Origin of the sequence: uncultured Aquabacterium sp. (assembly GCF_947366995.1) — a bacterium.
Taxonomy (GTDB): domain Bacteria; phylum Pseudomonadota; class Gammaproteobacteria; order Burkholderiales; family Burkholderiaceae_C; genus Aquabacterium.
In genome coordinates this window covers 1-16,765 of the sequence record NZ_CANBCC010000040.1, presented here as the reverse complement: position 1 = coordinate 16,765, position 16,765 = coordinate 1, and the positions used below count along the sequence as shown (strand labels likewise).

Below are 16,765 nucleotides of genomic sequence, written 5' to 3'. Positions count from 1 at the left end.
TACCCGGTGTAAACGGTGGAAGTGCCAGGGCAAAACGTCCCGTTTCCGCCCAACTGGGCGTCCGGGCGGGGGATCCGTGTTCAGTGGGCCGACTGGATGCGCACCATGCCGGCGTAGATGCCGCCTTGCGCCATCAGTTCGGCATGGTTGCCCTGCTCAGCCACCTGGCCGTCGGCCATCACGTAGATGCGATCGGCGTTGCGGATGGTGCTCAGGCGGTGGGCAATGAGGATGAGCGTCTTGCTGCCGCGCAGGTCTTCGATGGAGCGCTGCACCACTGCTTCGGATTCCGAATCCAGCGCGGAGGTGGCTTCGTCGAAGATCCAGATCGCTGCGTCGCGGTACAGCGCACGCGCGATGGCGAGGCGCTGGCGCTGGCCGCCCGAGAGCTTGCTCCCGTTCGTTCCGATGGGCGCATCCATCCCATCGGGCAGGGTCTGGATGTGGTTCCAGAGGTTGGCGGCACGCAGGCAGCGCTCGACCTTGTCGCGGTTGACGCCGTCCGGGCTGGCATAGGCGACGTTCTGGGCCACCGAGCCATCGAACAGCACGATGTCCTGCGAGACCACGGCGAAGTGGCGACGCAGGCTGGCGAGCTTGAGTTCCTCGATGTCGGTGCCGTCGAGTGTGATGCGGCCGCTGTCGGGATGGGCGAAGCGCAGCAGGGCGCTCACCACGGTGCTTTTGCCCGCGCCGGACGAACCGACCAACGCAATGGTCTCGCCGCCGCGGATCTGCAGGTTCAGCCCATCCAGGGCCGGCGCGCTGGCGCCTTCGTACTGCAGACGCACGTTCTCGAAGGCGATGTCGCCCCGCGAGGTGGCCAGCTCGCGCGTGCCGTTGTCGGGTTCCGGGGGGGCGTTGATCAGCTCGAACGCGCCACGCAGCGTGATCATGGCGCCGCTGATCGGGGTGTAGATGTCCGTCAGGTGGCGCATCGGCGAGATCGTCATCAGCAGCGCCGTGATGAATGAGACGAACTCGCCCACCGTGGACGACCCCTGGCTGGCCTGCCAGATGGCCAGCGTGAGGATGATGGACACGCCGACGGCGGCCAGCACCTGGGTGACGGGGGTGACCAGGGCGCTGGTGGCCACCTGCTTCATGATCATGCGGCGGTGGTGCACGGCGTCGTGCTCGAAGCGGGCCAGCTCGAAGTCGACCGCGTCGAAGGTGCGCACCACGCGCCAGGCGCGGGCGTTGTCGTCCACCGTGGACACGAGCTTTTGCTGGGCCAGGTACTGCGCCTCGCCGACGCGATTCAGGCGCTTGCGGATCAGCTTCACGCTGAAGCCCAGCAGCGGCATCGTGACGAACGCAAGCAGTGTGAGCTGGAAGTTCAGATACAGCAGGTAGCCTACGAGGAAGAACAGCGTGGACGCATCGCGGATGATGGAGATGACGGAACCACCCAGCGCACCCGAGGCTTGCTGCGGGTCGTTGATGACCTTGGCGACCGCGATGCCGGGGCTGACGGTCGTGAACAGTTTGGCATCGGCGCGCAGCAGCGCCTTCATCAGGTCACGCCGCAGGTCGAGCACGATGGCCGACGTGGCGTGGTTCATCACGAAGGTGCCGGCGAAGTTGAACAGGCCGCGCGCCACGAACAGCCCGATCACGACGATGGGCACGATCCATAGCGGGTACTTCAGGCCTTCCTGGAAGCCTGAGTCGATCAGCTTCTTGAACAGGGCCGGCACCAGTGGCTCGATGGCCGAGCTCAGCAGGAAGAAGCCAACCGCCGTGGCCAGCTGCTTCCATCGGGGGATCAGGTAGCCCTTGAGGCGCGCGTAGGTGTCGGAAAAATCCATAAATCGGCCTGGCGGCGCGGTTCGATCAAACCTGGGATTCTGACACCGCGGGCTGCAGCACGGTGTCGAGCGCTTGCAGAACGGCCGCGCGCGTCGGCACCTGGCCCTTGCCGCCCAGGCTGATGACGGGGCCGCTGCCACGCAGGCCAGCCAGGCCCGGTTCGTGATCACAGTAGATGCCCACCGTGGGGCGACCGTGGGCTGCAGCCAGGTGGCTCATGCCGGTGTCGAGTCCGACCACCGCCTGCGCCTGGGCGAGGCTGTCGGCCACCTGGGCCACGGTGAGGAAGGGGGGCACGGCGGCGCCAATGGTTCGCGCGATGGCGTGGGCGCGTTGTTCTTCTTCCGGGCTGCCCCAGAAGACGGCGACCTGCCAGCCGCGCGCCTTGAGCGCCTGGCCCACGGCCACCCAGTCGGCCTCGGGCCAGAGCTTTTCGGGCCGGCTGGCACAGGGGATCAGGGCGGCGAAGGGGCCTAGGCCCGGGGTCCAGGCGTCGGTGGCGGCCTGCAGGCCGAAGTCGGGCGGCGTGTCGGGCACCGGGTAGCCGAGCAGCGCGGCAGCCAGTTGCCGGCAGCGGTCGACCGCGTGCAGGTCGCGCGAGACCGCGGCCTTGCGGCTGTAGAACAGCGAGGCGATGGGTTCACGGGCGCTGTGGCGGTCGTAGCCAGCACGGGGGCCGTGCGCGAAGCAGGCGAACAGGGCGCTCTTGAGCAGGCCCTGGAGGTCAATCACCAGGTCGTAGCGCTCGCGGGCCATCTCGGCCCGCCAGGTTGCCAGCGCCGCACGCGTCTCGGGCGAGCGCAGGCTCTTGCGCCACTTGCGCCACTGCAGCGTGATCACGCGGCGAACCGCCCGGTGCTGCTGCGGCATGGCGGCAAAGCCTTTTTCCACAAGCCAGTCGATCTGGGCATCGGGAAAGGAACGGGCGATGTCGGATACCGCGGGCAGCGCATGGACGACATCGCCCATGGAGCTGGTCTTGACGATAAGGATGCGCATGCGGCCGCGCGCTGAATCAGCCCTTGGACTGCGCGGCCTGTTCGGCCACCAGCACCGGGTTGAAGCGCGGGTCGTTGTACATCTTGAACTGGCGGTAGACCTTGAAGTACGCGCGGCCGGCCTGCGTGTCGGCCAGCAGTTCGTCGAGGCACTGGCCGAGATCGGCGCGCTGCTGCAGCAACTTTTCGAGCTTGACCTGGCTGCTGGCACGGTGGGCGTCGTCCACATCGGTGCGCTCGGTCTGCGCACGCATGGCATGGATCTTCAGCGCCATGATGGACATGCGGTCGATGATGCTGCCGGCGGTCTCGCTGTTGAGGCGGGCGCCTGCGGGCACCTTCGCCACAGGGGCGTCGGTCTGGGCCGAGGTGGCGTCGACCAGGCCGAGCTCGGTCAGCAGGATCTCGTCGACGCGCTCGGTGGCGTCGTTGCGGGCCTGGTTGAACTTGTCGATGGCACGCTTGTTCTGGGCGATCTCGTCGCCGCTCACCGTGGTGCGGCGGGCCAGGTCTTCTTCAGCCCAGAGGGAACTGTTGAAGAAGTGGTTGGTGGCGATCCATTGCCACAGGAGGGCCTGTCGGTCGGTGCCGCGGGAGGCTTCGGGCTCAGCCACTGGGGGAGCGCCCGTGGCGCTGAGCGCGTCATCGTGATGTAAGGCAACTGACTTTCCAAGAGATTCGAAGCTAACCATAGTCATATCTCAAAACGCAAAACGATTGTAATCCTACTGACGGGGAGCCTTGGACATAGCGTAAAAAACGAAAGAGGTGGCCCAAAGGATAAAGCCAAGCATTGCGAGCCATAGGGTGCTCTGCTTTGGTCTGCGCGCCTTGCACAGGTGAGCTATGCCGCCTGAAAGGAATAAACCAACGGCGGTAAGCATCGGGAATAGAAATCGACCTTGTCCTTGGTCGTACTTAAGACCAAAGCGAATGACAAGGAGGAAGTTGACGCCGAGCGCAGAGTAAAACGGGAATGATTCACTCGCAAAAAAGGGTGCGGTCCTTTCTTTGGTTTTGTGGCGCCAGTACTTAATCCAGCCCATCGTCGAAAGTGCCGTAAGCACAGAGCCGAGGAAATAAAAATTTCCTTTGATGTTGTTGTAGACACCTGCGGTTGCCCAGAACGAGACGCTTATGTACTTCATCGTCGCTAGAAAGCCTTCCGCTGTTGTTGCCCAGGTTCTAGGCACGTTCGCGATGTCTTCAGCGGTGACGCTGCCGTAGACCATCAGGTTTCTTGCAACAAGAGGCGACCAGATCGCTGCTGCTACGGCCGCGCCGAGAGCAACATCTAAAAGAGTGGGGCGCCAATCCCTTCGTTCGATTCTTGAGATACGCACGGCCAGGAAAAAGAAAACAGCAACAACGGCGGTTAGCTTTGTCCAGAAAATGCAACCGATCAGCGCAGATGATCGCAACGTCTTCATTTTGGAGCCTGGTCCGACAATCTCGCTTAAGATGTAGCAGGAAAACAGTAAAATCGCGAGGTTGTCATTGTTCACCGACGAGGATAACGTGATGTAACTTGGTAAAAGCGCATGAAGTCCGACGACAAAAAGACGTTGCCACTCAGGGGCCTTAATATGTAAAAGAGTCCGTGCGGTGACGGCCGTTGAGGTGGCCCAGAATAATATCGAAACCAGCCTACCTATGAGGACGTCATTTGGAGTCTGATGTGACGATGCGAGGGCTGCCTTGATGGCAGCTACTATGGTATAGTAAAGAGGTGGTTGATAATACTCCCAGTCATTTCCTGGGCTTCCAGTGAGGTTCTTTTGAACGGGTAACGTCCACTCGCGCGCAAGGTATCTAACAAAGTTTACGTGCGAGTGTTCGTCCGGAGCATAATAGTCCGGCGTTACAAAGGCGTAGGTGGTCCGCAGCATAGCCCCGACTAGAAACAGTACGAGGCAGATGGTCAAGCCAGAGGCGGAGTACCGTTCCGGCGCACGCTGGCCCACCGCGGAAATCGTGGCCAAGGTCGCAGCGCACGCGACAGGTACGCCGGCGACCCAAATCATCCCAAGTGTAGGTTCGCTCATTTCCGGACGACGTAGTTCAGCGGATTTACATATCCGATCGACTTGCCCGCCTTGCCTTTCGTTTGGCGAGTCGATTCCGATTCTTCTCCCTTATTATATTCAGAACCGCCCCAAGCGGTCCCGCCCGCACTCCTGAATTAATTTCTAGTATTCTCCCTGCTGATGAATTCTTCCGAACTTGATGCCTGTGCCGCTCGAGGCGCACCCTCCGGAGCCTTTGCCGGAGGTTCGCTGAATCAAAAGATTCAATTTTTTCTAGAGCGGTTCGAAGTATTGCATCCGCAGTGTGTGACCAGTCGTTTCGAGAGGTGTATTCAAACCGGTTCTCGATAAAACCCCGTTGAGATTCCGAATGCAACACGATTCGGATAAGTTCGGGTATCTGGTCGGTGTACTGGAAGAATTGCACCCCGGTTACGGATGGGTTAATTTGCTCAAGCGCTTCCCTGTAGACAGGCAGGTCGCGTACGATAATGTTTTTTCCGCGTGATATCGCATGCATCAATGGGAGACCGAATCCCTCATAGTGGCTCGGGTATACAAGCAGCTTCGCGTTATTTATGAGGCGTTCAATCGCCTGATCACTTAAAGCTCCACTTTCGACGTGTTTCACATTTCCATAGTTGGGCCCGCGGACACCAAAACAGACAATTCGCTCGTTGGGGAGCGACTGCGAGATCGCCCTGCACGCTTGAGAGACAAATTTGTGTGGGTAATGGTTTCCAAAAATGAGTATGTATTCAGTGTCCTGTGGTTGATGCGTCTCCTGCCTTAGGGGGGCAAAGTAGTCACGAGGATCGGTTGAATGAAGAAGTGCTCGAAGCTCGCACCGGGAGGTTAGATCGAACCTGTGACTTATCTGGCTCGCGGTGAACGAAGAGTTTGTGAATATCACGTCAGATACGTCGCATGCCATTTGCCATAAGTCTCTATTGAATCTTACTGCAAGTTGTCCGCAATCCATCGCAATTGTGTCGAGCATGAAGTTCAAAACAACGCAGCTCGACTCGAAAAGTTTAAACGCGCTGACATCGTCGAATAATTGACCGAACCGGAACGCAAAGGCGTGTATGCCCCAATCTGGCCCGTCTGCGTCGATAATGTTGACGGTCTTTATGTCGGAAATTTTATGTGCGATTGCGACATGTTGCTTGATTGCAAGGGATATCTTAATGTTTTCTGGCCAGCGGTCGACTATGGATAAAAGAATGCGTTTCGCGGCCTCATTGGTCCCGTTGTGAAACTCACTCATCTGCGAAAAGTCGATGAGGGCTGATATTTCGTCGGTCTTGGATGCGCTCAGCTTGCTAACGGCCTTCCAGCTCTGATAGTTGGCTGATTCAATAAATTCGCAGACAAGCTTGGAGTACTCGGGGTATCGAGAGTCTAGTATTGCTCTGTTTTGCCGATCCAACACCTGCCGAGAGTCGTTGGATTTTGTGAATGATTGCTCGCCTTCGTGCCAGACAAATGCATAGTTCGCGACAGCGGCACGATAGCCGCATCGCCCTGCTCGCATAATGTAGTCGTTCTCTTCGTTGTAGCCTTTGCCGTATATTTCGTCGAGAAATCCAAAATCCTTGATAACGGTTTTTTTTATGTAGAGGCAGAATCCTATGCCGGTGGGTAGGTAGTCATATTTCGGCAAGAAATGTGCAGACTTTCTGTACAGTGCAAAGGCTTCCTGTGGAGAGAGCGCGGCGCCAGAACCGTCCGGTGGGTAAGTTAGGATTGTCGCATTATTCGAGCGTGGGCATATAAACCCGATCATGGGGTCTATTTTTGCGACATCATAAATCTCTCTGAGTAGGCCGGGGAAAACGTAGGTGTCCGAGTTCAAGAGAATTGCGTCTCGAAACTGAGTTCCCGCATGAATCAAGCCTTTGTTGGTTGACTTGATGAAGCCTTCGTTCTTTTCATTGGTGAAGACGACGACATCAATGCCTGCGTTTGTGATACGGGTTTGCCAGAGTTTTATTTCCCGCGCCAGTGCAGTGTGCTCTGGCGAGTCGTTGATCATGGCAATTGAGCAATCGTGCTCGATCAACTCCTGCGCAATAGCTTCAAGTGATTGGCAGAGGCGCCCTACCAGATGCTCGTTTTTGTAGAACGGAATGATGATTAGCGGTCCCATTTTGTTTTTTCTTTGAAAGTTAACCTTGCTTTGAGGCGAATGTTTCCTATTTTTTCTTTTATCGTGGCATGATGGGAATATTGCGTTCGCTTGCAAAAGGCGCGTTTTGCGAGGTCCAGTTGTCCCAGGTCGAGTAGGTTCTTAATGAAGCCCCTCGCTTCTGTTGACTTAAACACTGATGGTGGCAACTCATCAACCAGTTCTTCAAGTTCCCGTCTCTGTAATGTGCGGGCTAGGCGCGCGAGACCGTGAAAGCCGAACGAATCAAACGGCAGTTCTTTTCGTTCTTGCGAAAATCGGTCTGCGACTGCTTCTGGTGCGATCGATATTCCGTGTTTGCTTTCTAAATATGTGCGGTATTTTCGCGTTATGCACTCATCTTCTGGGTTGTGAGCTTTGATTGCGGGGTCTTGTAGAGCGAGCAATAGCTTTTTTGATCTTAACGAAAACCCTCCGTTGCCCACTCTCATTCGGTCCCTGTATTGAGGCCAAGTTGCGCCGATGTAATCGTAGTCTAAGAAGCAAGGGTCCCACGCTTCGGCACTTTGAATGAATCCGTCCCACTGAACAATGAGGGCATGTGATGTGTTTGTCAGCGGCTCTATTGATTTAATTATGAATGTCGAGTAATCCTCGATATTGCGGATCTCGTCCGTCTCGATAACATGTATTTGTGGGCTAATTGCAGCGATCTCAGGATTCTTCTTGGTGACAAGAACCGCAGATCCAAAAGTTGCCGAAGAGAGGCATTTGTGCATCGCCTTGATCGCGAGATTAGGGTTTACCGTGTCGACGCAAATAAGCGTTACCGCGCGGAGGTCGATCATCTTAACTGGCGCGTCCTGGCGAGTTGTGATATGTCTTGGCATACTTTTCGCACGCTGTGGTCCAGCTCCGGTCAGTGAGTTGTATGCGTTCATTTTCTTCAGTCGACGGATGCATGAGTTCTTGAACCACGACTGTTTTCATGGATGCCGGAGTAAAATCCGTCCAGTACACCGCGCGTTCCCCACACACCTCCGGCAACGAAGTTGCCCTTGCCACCACCACCGGCTTCCCGAAATACATCGCCTCGATCGGTGGCAGCCCGAACCCTTCCAGCAGTGACGGGAACAGAAACGCCTTGCAATGCGCATACAACCAGGCCTTCTGCGCCTCGGTCACGTCCAGCAGGAAGTGGACATTGCGCAGGCCGAGTCGGGCGACATGTTCCTGGTGCTTCTGCACTTCCGGGCTGCTCGGCCCGACCAGCAGCAGGTCCTGCTCGGGCCACACCGCCGCCATTTCGATCAGGCTGCCGACGTTTTTCGAAGGCGACATGCGGCTGATGTGCAGAAGGTAGTCGCCTTCCGTCAGAGAGAAGCCGGGCGGCTTCTCCTGCAGCACCAGCGTCAGGTCGGCCACGCCGTTGTGAATGACCGTGGCAGGCGGCGCCCACGGAAGGTGTTTGCGAATGTCATCGGCCACGAACTGGCTGATGGCGACGAGTTGATGCGCCCGTCGCAGGTGGCGCGTCAACCGCATGTTCTGCCACCACAGGCTCAGGCCTTTCTTGGCGTACACGTGGTTCAGATCGTGCACCGTGATGATGTTGCGCCTGCTGTTGACGGGCGGGCGGTAGCGCATGTGTTGATGCAGCCCGTGCCAGACATCGAGGTCGACCGGAAAGCGGTGTCGCAGGCGCATGCTGTCGCTCAGTTCGTGATACTGAACGTCGGGGCCGAACAGGCCGTGCCACTGGGCCGGCAGGATGAAGTGGAAGTGCCAGTTGCGTTCGGCTTTCAGCTGAGGGGCCAGGCGTGCAAACTGCATCGCCAGCTGTCGAGAGAATTCGGCCAGCCCTTCATTGAAGTGGCGGATGTGGCCGAACTGCAGGGCGATGTGGAAGGGCTGCGCCGGGGTCATGTGCGCACCTGAGTGTGGACCGCGGTGAGGGCGTCTTCCAGGCTGGGCCAGCCAGCGGCCGGGCGCAGCAGGGTGACGTGCTCGCCTTGCGCCAGCCACATGTCGGCCGCATCCGGGCCCAGCACGCTCACCAGCCGTGCGCCCGCAGCGGCGGCCAGGTGACCGGGCCCGGTGTCGTTGGATACGGTGCAGCGGGCCAGGCGGGTCAACGCAGCATAGGTGCCCAGGTCGACGCCTTCGAGCATGACAGCGCCGGGGTACTGCGTGTGGGCCTGTGCTTCTTCGCCGGGGCCCGGGCACAGCACGATCTGCAGCCCTTGCGTTTGCAGCCGCTGCGCCAGTTCGGGGAACGGTGGCCAGAGCTTCTTGCCGGTCGTGTCGGCCGCGCCGGAGAAGGGGCAGAGGATCACGAAGTCGGCGCCGGCGAGGCCGTTGGCGGCCAGCAGTGCGCGCGCCTGGGCGCTCTGCTCGGCGCTGGGTTGCAGGCCCAGCGCGGCAGAACGCGCCTCGGCCACCCGCGCAAAGTGGGTGCCGATGCGCCAGTAGTCGTCTGCGGCGTGCAGGCCGGCGATGTAGGGCACGCGGTGGGCCAGCAGCAGCCCGCGGCTGTCGCGGTCGTAGCCGGCAGGGCGCAGGCCGGCCAGCCGGCCTTCGAGCGCGCTGGAGAACGAACTGGTGAACAGCAGGTAGTTCGGGCGGCGGGCAAAGCCGGGGTCGCGCAGGCTGAGCTCCTTGCGCAGGGCCTTGAGTTGACGGATGGCGTCGCCCCGGCGAGCCGGCCGCACGTGCACGGGCCATCCGTGCCCGGCAAACAGGCTCTGTGCCCAGCGCTTGCCGATCAGGTGGAGCTCGTAGCCCTGCTGCTCGAGCATGGTCAGTGTGGGCAGCGACAGGACCGCCTCGCCCACCCAGTTGCACAGTCGGACGATCAGCGGGCCTTTGCCGGCCTGGCCAGTGGCGGTGCTCATGACTGCACCTCGCGCAACACCTCGTCCACCGTGGGCCAGAGTCGGCCCTCGCGGCCGATGGCGATGCGATTTTGTGGTCCCCAGGGGCGCCATTGGCCCGGCTTGGTGTGGCCCAGCACGCTGAGCACTGGGGTGCCGACCGCGGCCGCCATGTGGGCCGGCCCCGTGTCGTTGGACACCACCAGCCCTGCGCGCTTGAGCAGGCCTAGATAGGTGCCCAGCCCCAGCTTCGGCAGGCACAGGGCGGCCGGGTGCGCGCGGGCGACCTCTTCTTCGCCGGGCCCGGGGCAGGTCACGATCCGCAGCGGGGTGCGTTGAGCGAGGGCTTCGGTGAAGGTGGCAAAGTCAGGCCAGCGCTTGTCCTTGCCGTCGACGTCACCTGCTGCATAGGGCACGATGCAGATGAAGCCGGGCGTCAGGTCGTGCGCGGCCAGCAGGCGGTCGGCCTCGGCTTGGTCGGCTTCGCTGACCGTGAGCTGGATGTGCTCGGGCGGGTGGCCATCGTGGCCAGTGAGGCGGCATGCGAGGCCCCAGAAACCTTCCAGTGCATGCGCGGGTGGATCGCGCCGCCAGGCTGGGCGCAGCAGCAGGCTGCGGCCGTCACCCCGGTAGCCCGCCGGGCGCAGGCCGGCCCAGCGTGCCTCAAAGGCGCTGGAGAAGGAGTTGGGCATGACCAGGGTGTTGATGCGCTGGTCAAATGTCGCGTCCTGGGCCTGGCATTGCGCGCGCAAGCTCTTCAGTTGCGCCACGCGCTCACCCAGCGAACCGGCACGCGTGGTGCAGGGCCAGCCTTCGCCGGCCAGCAGCTTGGGCGCCCAGCCTTTGCCGTACAGGTGCAAGTCCCAGCCATGCGATTGCAGCAGGTGCAGCGCGGGCAGGCCGAGGACGACGTCGCCCACCATGTTGCACAGGCGGACGATCAGGGGGCGAGGCGAGGAGGCGGTGCGCGGCGTGGACATCGCCCGGGATTGTGCCAGCGTGGGTCTCTGTTGCCGGATTGTTCGGTGGTGGCGGTGCCCGTTGTGCGGCACGCTCGCGACTCAGCGGCGTTCCTGCCGAGGCCCGTAGGGGCAGAACCCGGGCCGCGGGCCGACTTGCGGGTGTTTGCGGCACGTGGCGGGGCGCTGTTCGTACACCGTGCAGCGCCGCGTGCTCGCATCCAGAAAGCGGCAGTCGCCATCGGCACGCCGCGAGAGGGTGTAGATCTCGCTCTTGTGGTGATAGCGCTCGGCAATGCCGGCCTTGATGAGGCGCTTGCTGATCTGCCGCGCCTCTTCGTGCTCGGCTTCGAACGGGTCCACGAGCCCGAGCCGGACCAGATCCGGCAGCTTCACCTCGACCGGCATCGTGCAGCAGTTGGCCATGCAGGTGTCGCACAGGCCGTTGCGGTAGCGACTCCAGGTCTCGATGCGGTCAACGTCGACGATGTGGATCGAGGATCTCATGGCGTGTGGTGCGCGCAACAGACAAGGGCCGCGCACAAAGCAAAACGCCCACTCGTGAGAGCGGGCGTTTGCGGATGTTTGGTGGCCTGGGGCGGAATCGAACCACCGACACGCGGATTTTCAATGGGAAACCCGGGCATCTGTGGAGCAAAGCGAAACGCAAACTCCAGTTAAAACAAGCACTTGGCCGCGTTGAAACGCAGTCGAGCGCAGCCTGGCGCCCCCCCTCTACAGATAAAAACGTCAGAAAAACGTCAGAAAGGGGCACGTAAGCTGAATTATACAAATTGGCACTTGGACGTCAATTCACCGAATTGCGCCGGCGGTGAACCTATACACACATTCCCAGATTCTTTAGTCGCCGTATGTCCGAAGGTCACGTTCCCTCATTGCTTACCAAAGATGCCGTCTGTGCGCACCTGAGCGTCTCTCCCCGATGCCTCGAAACGATGGTTCGGGACGGCTTGTTCCCGCCGCCCGTGCGGATTGGCAAAGCGGTGTACTGGAGTCAGGCAGCGCTAGAGAGGTGGCTTGTGGAGTCGTTTTCGCACCAGGAGCGTTGGACCCCACGAGCCGGAGGCCGACGCAAGACACTGCGCCAATGAGCTTTGGCCTCGCGCAAGGGCCACAATCTGTCGTCGGGCGCATCACCCTATGGTGACTGCTATGCAACGCAGCGATGTTTCGGTCGCAAACGGCGGCTCTCCCAGCTCAGGTCGCTGATCAAGGGACCCGCGGCACCCCACCGGGCGTGGGCCGCACCCAAGCCAAGACGTAGCAGGCCGAGCAACACTCTTGAACTGAAGCGTGCATCTGTGGGATAAATTTTCTTACCTTGCTCGTATCATCTGATCATGGGCAAAACTGAATCGTGGTTGATTTCTTGGGTTGGCGAAACAGATCACCAGTGCGCAGAAGGCAAGCGCCAGGGTGAGCTCGGCCCCATCGCGACTGCATTGAAGGGGGACAAAAAGTACAGCCGCGTCTACCTTCTCACCAACTACAACTTCGACAGAAGCAAAGCGTTCTGCGCGTGGTTGGAAAAAGAGACGGGATACCCACCCCGTGCGGTCGATCTGTATAGCGTCGACCTTTCCAGTCCCATCAACTATTCGGAGATCTATGAACAGGTCTCCCGTGAACTGCAGCAAGCTGGCCTTCCAAGGGGCGGCGTAGAGCTGACCTTCCACCTCAGCCCCGGCACGCCTGCCATGGCCTCCATCTGGATCATGCTGGCGCGCACCCGCTTCCCAGCCAAGCTGATCCAGACCTCCAAGGAGAAGGGGCTGGAGTCTGTCGACTTCCAGTTCGACCTGGCCAGTGACTTCCTGCCTGAGTACCTTCAGCGCACCGATGAGCGCATCGGTCGCATGGCCGCACCTCCCGCCGTGCAGCCAGCGTTTGGCTGCATCGTTCACCGTTGTGCAGCGATGCGACAGCAAATCACATTGGCCCAGCGCGTTGCTGCTTACAGCGTCCCGGTCCTGATCCTGGGCGAAACCGGCACAGGCAAAGAACTCTTCGCTCAAGCGATCCACGAAAGCAGCCCCAGAGCAGGCAAGCCTTTTGTTGCCGTCAACTGCGGCGCGATCTCGAAGGAGCTCGCAAATGCTGAACTCTTCGGACACGAGAAAGGCGCTTTCACCGGGGCAGACAAAGCCAGGCCAGGCCATTTCAAGGAAGCCCATGGCGGCACCCTCTTCCTCGACGAAGTGGGCGACCTGCCACTGGACAGCCAGGTTCGCCTGTTGCGCGCTCTGCAATCCAAGGAAATCACCCCGGTCGGCTCGTCAAAGGTCCAAAAGGTCGATGTGCGGGTGATTGCCGCCACCCACCGTGACTTGGCTGCAGATGTCGCTGCCGGCCGCTTCCGAGAAGATCTGTTTCACCGCCTCGCGGTCGGCATCCTGCGCTTGCCTCCGCTGCGCGAACGCGAAGATGACATCCTCTTGTTGGCGGACCAGTTCATGGCCGAGATCAATCGTGACGCTCCCAGCCACCCCGAGGTCCAACATAAAGATCTTTCTGAGTCTGCAAGAAAAGTTCTTACATCTCACGCTTGGCCTGGCAATGTTCGCGAGTTGTATCACGCCCTGCTGCGAGCTTCCATCTGGGCTCAAGATGCTCAGATGAGCGGCGCAGACATCGAAGCTGCTTTGATCCAGATGCCCACAGGTGCGGGCGATGGAATCTTGAATCGCCCCATTGGGCAAGGCTTTGATTTACAAGGCGTTTTGGATGAAGTGGAGCGACACTACATCAGCCGCGCTATGAGTTCGACCAAGTACAAAAAGTCCAAAGCAGCGGCGCTGCTGGGCTTCAACAACTACCAGACACTGAGTAACCGAATGGCCAACTTAGGCCTATCTGAGGACGAGACAAACTGAGCCAGGAAGGGCTGGCACGCCCCCCGCATTAGCAGGTTGCAACGACAACCAAACTAGGGAGGGCTTGTCAAAGATGTTGATGCAAGACCTGACGTCATTGAACTTCGAGCCGCTGCGTGCGGTGTACCCGGAGCTCGCCAACATGGGCGGGTATGCGGAGCACTACGCTCACCGCGACCCCGAAAGCGCACTCGTCAAGCTGCGCAACTTCGCAGAGCGCCTGGTTGATCGCGTTTACGTCAAGCTAAAGCTGCAGCGCGCACCCCAGTCCAACTTCGTGGACTTGCTGAACAACGCCAGCTTCCGTGCGGTCGCTCAGCCCCTGGTGCTGGACAAACTTCACCTGCTTCGCCGTTTGGGTAATCGGGGCGCACACGGTGAAGATGTGGAAGCTGCTGACGCCGTTCGCTGCATTCAAGAGGCATGGCAGCTGGCCCGTTGGCTGCACGTGACCTTCCTCGGTGGTCAGGTCAACGACTTTGCTGAATTCAAGCAACCGCCTGTCGAAGGTATCGACAGCAAAGCAGAGTTCAAGCGCAAGGCCAAGGCTCTGGCCGAAGAAAACAACCTCAAGGAACTGCGCCTTAAGCAAGCGCTGGAAGAGCTCGCCGCCCTGCGCGCAGCAGACCACGCTTCTGCACCAGCAGCTCACAAGTTCATCGCGCTCACCGAACAAGAACTGCAGCAAGCAGGCCAAGCATCCGCCTCCGCAGCCAACCAACTGCGCTTCAGCGAAGACAACACCCGCAAGTGGCTGATCGACCGCGATCTGCGCATGGCTGGGTGGGACGTGCCAGCTAGCACAGCGTCAAGCGACTCGGTCGGCCAGGAAGTCGAGGTTCCGCATCAGCCCACCCAAACCGGCAAGGGCTACTGCGACTACGTGCTGTGGGACGACAACGGCAAACCCCTCGCCGTTGTGGAGGCCAAGAAAACGCAAGTCGATGCCCGCGCCGGTCAAGAGCAAGCCAAGCTGTATGCCGACGCTCTTGAGAAGGTGCACGGCCAGCGGCCCATGATCTTCTACACCAATGGCCACGACATCTGGGTGTGGGACGACGCGGGTGGCTATCCGCCTCGGTCGGTCTTCGGCTTCTTCTCCAAAGACACGCTGCAATACCGCGTTGGCTTCCAGCGTCGCGAGAAGCTGAACCTGCTGACCGACGTGCGCCCCGATGCCAACATCGCCGGCCGCCTGTACCAGATCGAAAGCATCACCCGCGTTGCTGAGCGTTTCTCGCAGCGGCATCGTCGCGCCTTGGTCGTTCAGGCCACCGGCACGGGCAAAACGCGCGTGGCCATTGCTTTGGCAAAGTTGCTGATCGATGCCCGCTGGGTGAAGCGCGTGCTGTTCCTGTGCGACCGCAAAGAGCTGCGCAAGCAGGCCAAAAACGCCTTCAATGACTTCGTTCAAGAGCCCATCTACGTCATCGGCCAAGCCAACGATGTGGGCAAGATGGATGCGCGCATCTACATTGGCATCTACCAAGGCTTGATCAACGACTACGAATCCTTCGATGTCGGCTTCTTCGACCTGATCATCGCGGACGAATCACACCGCTCGATCTACAACCTCTACGGCGACCTGTTCAAGTACTTCGACGCCATCCAGGTCGGCCTCACGGCCACGCCCGTGGAGATGGTCAGCCGCAGCACCTGCCGCCTCTTCGGTTGCGACTACAAGCTGCCCACGGCCAACTACCCGCTGGAGCAGGCCATTGCAGACCGCAACCTGGTGCCCTTCCGCGTGGTGGCGCACACCACCAAGTTCCTGCGCGACGGCATCAAGGCCGCACACCTGTCAGATGAGCAGATTGCTCAACTGGAAGACCAAGGCATCGACCCCAACACCCTGGACTTCGACGCCAAGGAGATCGACGACGCCGTGTTCAACAAGGACACCAACCGCGTCATCCTGCGCAACCTGATGGACAACGGCCTGCGGGATGCAGACGGCCAGCTGCCCGGCAAGACCATCGTCTTCGCCCGCAACATCGACCATGCTCGGCTGATGGCTGAGCTGTTCGACGAGATGTACCCGCAGTTCGCGGGCAAATTCTGCCGCGTCATCCACTCCAAAGAGCCACGCTCCGAAGACCTGATCGATCAGTTCAAGGAACCACATGGCGACCTGCGCATCGCGATCTCGGTGGACATGATGGACACCGGCATCGACGTGCCAGAGGTGGTGAACCTCGTCTTTGCCAAGCCGGTGAAGAGCAAGGTCAAGTTCTGGCAGATGATCGGGCGCGGCACGCGCCTTTGCAAGAACCTGTTCGGCCCCGGCAAGGACAAGAGCGAGTTCTTGATCTTCGACCACTGGGAAAACTTCGCCTTCCACGACCTGAACGCGGATGAGGTGGAGCCGAGCATTCCAAAGCCACTCACCCAGCGCCGTTATGAGGCCCGCGTTGAGCTGGCGTCCCTGGCGCTGGCCCGTTCTGATCTGCATGCCTTCGACCTGCTGGCCCAGCAACTCCAGCAAGACGCTGCGGTCCTGCCTGACGGTGCCATTGCCGTGCGCGAGAACTGGCAGGCTGTGCAACAGGCTCGAGACGCCAAGCTCGTGCATCAGTTCGCCCCTGTCACCCGGCAAGTGCTGACCGAAACCGTGGCCCCCTTGATGAGCGCGGTGGATGTGCGCGGCCAAGGCGATGCCTTGCGTTGGGACTTGCTGCTGGCCAAGGCCCAAGCCGCAGCCATTGCCGAGCCAGGCAAGCCCAACCCACAACGCGAAGCGATTCTGGAATGGATCGGCCGGCTGCCCCCGCACCTCAACCCGGTGCGCGCCAAAGCCAACGAGCTCAAGACGCTGCGCTCAGACGCCTTCTGGCAATCACCCACCTTTGCACAACTGGACGCCATGCGTGAAGCGCTGCGCGACGTCATCGGCCTGGCCGAGAGGCCCATCACACCGCCCCCCATGCCCACCACGGTGTTGGACGTGCGAGAAGATGCTGCCGAGTATCGGGTAGAGCACCGCTCCACCAACGTCAAGTCGGTCGACTTTGTCATCTGTTGGCGCCGATTCAAAATTGAGCCACCGTGCCGATTGAATTTTGAGCCAGGGC

Annotated in this window: 13 protein-coding genes; 3 read left to right on the top strand and 10 right to left on the bottom strand. The window is 60.3% G+C overall.

Annotated elements, in window-relative coordinates; translation table 11 throughout:
* Positions 1 to 80: 80 nt before the first annotated feature.
* The 10 genes from Q0Z44_RS11435 to Q0Z44_RS11390 form a co-directional block, all read right to left on the bottom strand.
* Entirely contained in the window at positions 81 to 1,811 is a 1,731-nt protein-coding gene (locus Q0Z44_RS11435; protein ID WP_298012793.1) for an ABC transporter transmembrane domain-containing protein, read from the bottom strand.
* A 25-nt stretch (positions 1,812 to 1,836) separates the two neighbouring features.
* Positions 1,837 to 2,811: a lipopolysaccharide heptosyltransferase I gene (gene waaC / locus Q0Z44_RS11430; RefSeq protein WP_298012791.1), complete on the bottom strand. Its 975-nt coding sequence runs from the start codon at positions 2,809 to 2,811 to the stop codon at positions 1,837 to 1,839.
* Between the two features lie 16 nt (positions 2,812 to 2,827).
* Entirely contained in the window at positions 2,828 to 3,424 is a 597-nt protein-coding gene (locus tag Q0Z44_RS11425) for a DUF4254 domain-containing protein (RefSeq protein ID WP_298012789.1), read from the bottom strand.
* Between the two features lie 111 nt (positions 3,425 to 3,535).
* Positions 3,536 to 4,699: a hypothetical protein gene (locus Q0Z44_RS11420; RefSeq protein ID WP_298012787.1), complete on the bottom strand. Its 1,164-nt coding sequence runs from the start codon at positions 4,697 to 4,699 to the stop codon at positions 3,536 to 3,538.
* Positions 4,700 to 4,880: 181 nt separating this feature from the next.
* Positions 4,881 to 6,989, bottom strand: a complete 2,109-nt coding sequence (locus tag Q0Z44_RS11415; protein ID WP_298012785.1) for a glycosyltransferase — start codon at positions 6,987 to 6,989, stop codon at positions 4,881 to 4,883.
* Complete coding sequence (locus Q0Z44_RS11410; RefSeq protein ID WP_298012782.1) at positions 6,977 to 7,816, bottom strand: DUF5672 family protein; 840 nt, start codon at positions 7,814 to 7,816, stop codon at positions 6,977 to 6,979. Before Q0Z44_RS11410 ends, Q0Z44_RS11415 begins: the two co-directional genes overlap by 13 nt.
* Before the next feature lies 1 nt (position 7,817).
* Positions 7,818 to 8,801 (bottom strand): glycosyltransferase family 1 protein, encoded by a 984-nt coding sequence (locus Q0Z44_RS11405; protein WP_298012780.1) that lies wholly within the window; start codon positions 8,799 to 8,801, stop codon positions 7,818 to 7,820.
* Between the two features lie 89 nt (positions 8,802 to 8,890).
* Positions 8,891 to 9,862, bottom strand: a complete 972-nt coding sequence (locus Q0Z44_RS11400; protein ID WP_298012778.1) for a glycosyltransferase family 9 protein — start codon at positions 9,860 to 9,862, stop codon at positions 8,891 to 8,893.
* Positions 9,859 to 10,821 (bottom strand): glycosyltransferase family 9 protein, encoded by a 963-nt coding sequence (locus Q0Z44_RS11395; protein WP_298012776.1) that lies wholly within the window; start codon positions 10,819 to 10,821, stop codon positions 9,859 to 9,861. Before Q0Z44_RS11395 ends, Q0Z44_RS11400 begins: the two co-directional genes overlap by 4 nt.
* Before the next feature lie 81 nt (positions 10,822 to 10,902).
* Positions 10,903 to 11,307 carry a YkgJ family cysteine cluster protein gene (locus Q0Z44_RS11390; RefSeq protein ID WP_298012774.1) on the bottom strand — a complete coding sequence of 135 codons (405 nt, stop codon included), beginning with the start codon at positions 11,305 to 11,307 and terminating at the stop codon, positions 10,903 to 10,905.
* 365 nt (positions 11,308 to 11,672) lie between these two features.
* On the opposite strand from Q0Z44_RS11390, the gene Q0Z44_RS11385 reads away from it, so the two are divergent.
* From Q0Z44_RS11385 to Q0Z44_RS11375, 3 genes are all read left to right on the top strand, one after another.
* Positions 11,673 to 11,912 carry a helix-turn-helix domain-containing protein gene (locus Q0Z44_RS11385; RefSeq protein ID WP_298012772.1) on the top strand — a complete coding sequence of 80 codons (240 nt, stop codon included), beginning with the start codon at positions 11,673 to 11,675 and terminating at the stop codon, positions 11,910 to 11,912.
* Positions 11,913 to 12,161: 249 nt separating this feature from the next.
* A complete protein-coding gene (locus tag Q0Z44_RS11380; protein WP_298012770.1) occupies positions 12,162 to 13,694 on the top strand; it encodes a sigma-54 dependent transcriptional regulator in 1,533 nt (510 codons plus the stop codon).
* A gap of 73 nt (positions 13,695 to 13,767) precedes the next feature.
* A partial coding sequence (locus Q0Z44_RS11375; protein WP_298012768.1) for a DEAD/DEAH box helicase family protein occupies positions 13,768 to 16,765 on the top strand: 2,998 nt, incomplete at its 3' end.

Coding starts and splice junctions, on each gene's coding strand:
- Q0Z44_RS11380 (WP_298012770.1), top strand. CDS start 12,162: ATGGGCAAAACTGAATCGTGGTTGATTTCTTGGGTTGGCGAAACAGAT.
- Q0Z44_RS11415 (WP_298012785.1), bottom strand. CDS start 6,989: ATGGGACCGCTAATCATCATTCCGTTCTACAAAAACGAGCATCTGGTA.
- Q0Z44_RS11385 (WP_298012772.1), top strand. CDS start 11,673: ATGTCCGAAGGTCACGTTCCCTCATTGCTTACCAAAGATGCCGTCTGT.
- Q0Z44_RS11400 (WP_298012778.1), bottom strand. CDS start 9,862: ATGAGCACCGCCACTGGCCAGGCCGGCAAAGGCCCGCTGATCGTCCGA.
- Q0Z44_RS11420 (WP_298012787.1), bottom strand. CDS start 4,699: ATGCTGCGGACCACCTACGCCTTTGTAACGCCGGACTATTATGCTCCG.
- Q0Z44_RS11405 (WP_298012780.1), bottom strand. CDS start 8,801: ATGCAGTTTGCACGCCTGGCCCCTCAGCTGAAAGCCGAACGCAACTGG.
- Q0Z44_RS11395 (WP_298012776.1), bottom strand. CDS start 10,821: ATGTCCACGCCGCGCACCGCCTCCTCGCCTCGCCCCCTGATCGTCCGC.
- Q0Z44_RS11410 (WP_298012782.1), bottom strand. CDS start 7,816: ATGATCGACCTCCGCGCGGTAACGCTTATTTGCGTCGACACGGTAAAC.
- waaC (WP_298012791.1), bottom strand. CDS start 2,811: ATGCGCATCCTTATCGTCAAGACCAGCTCCATGGGCGATGTCGTCCAT.
- Q0Z44_RS11390 (WP_298012774.1), bottom strand. CDS start 11,307: ATGAGATCCTCGATCCACATCGTCGACGTTGACCGCATCGAGACCTGG.
- Q0Z44_RS11435 (WP_298012793.1), bottom strand. CDS start 1,811: ATGGATTTTTCCGACACCTACGCGCGCCTCAAGGGCTACCTGATCCCC.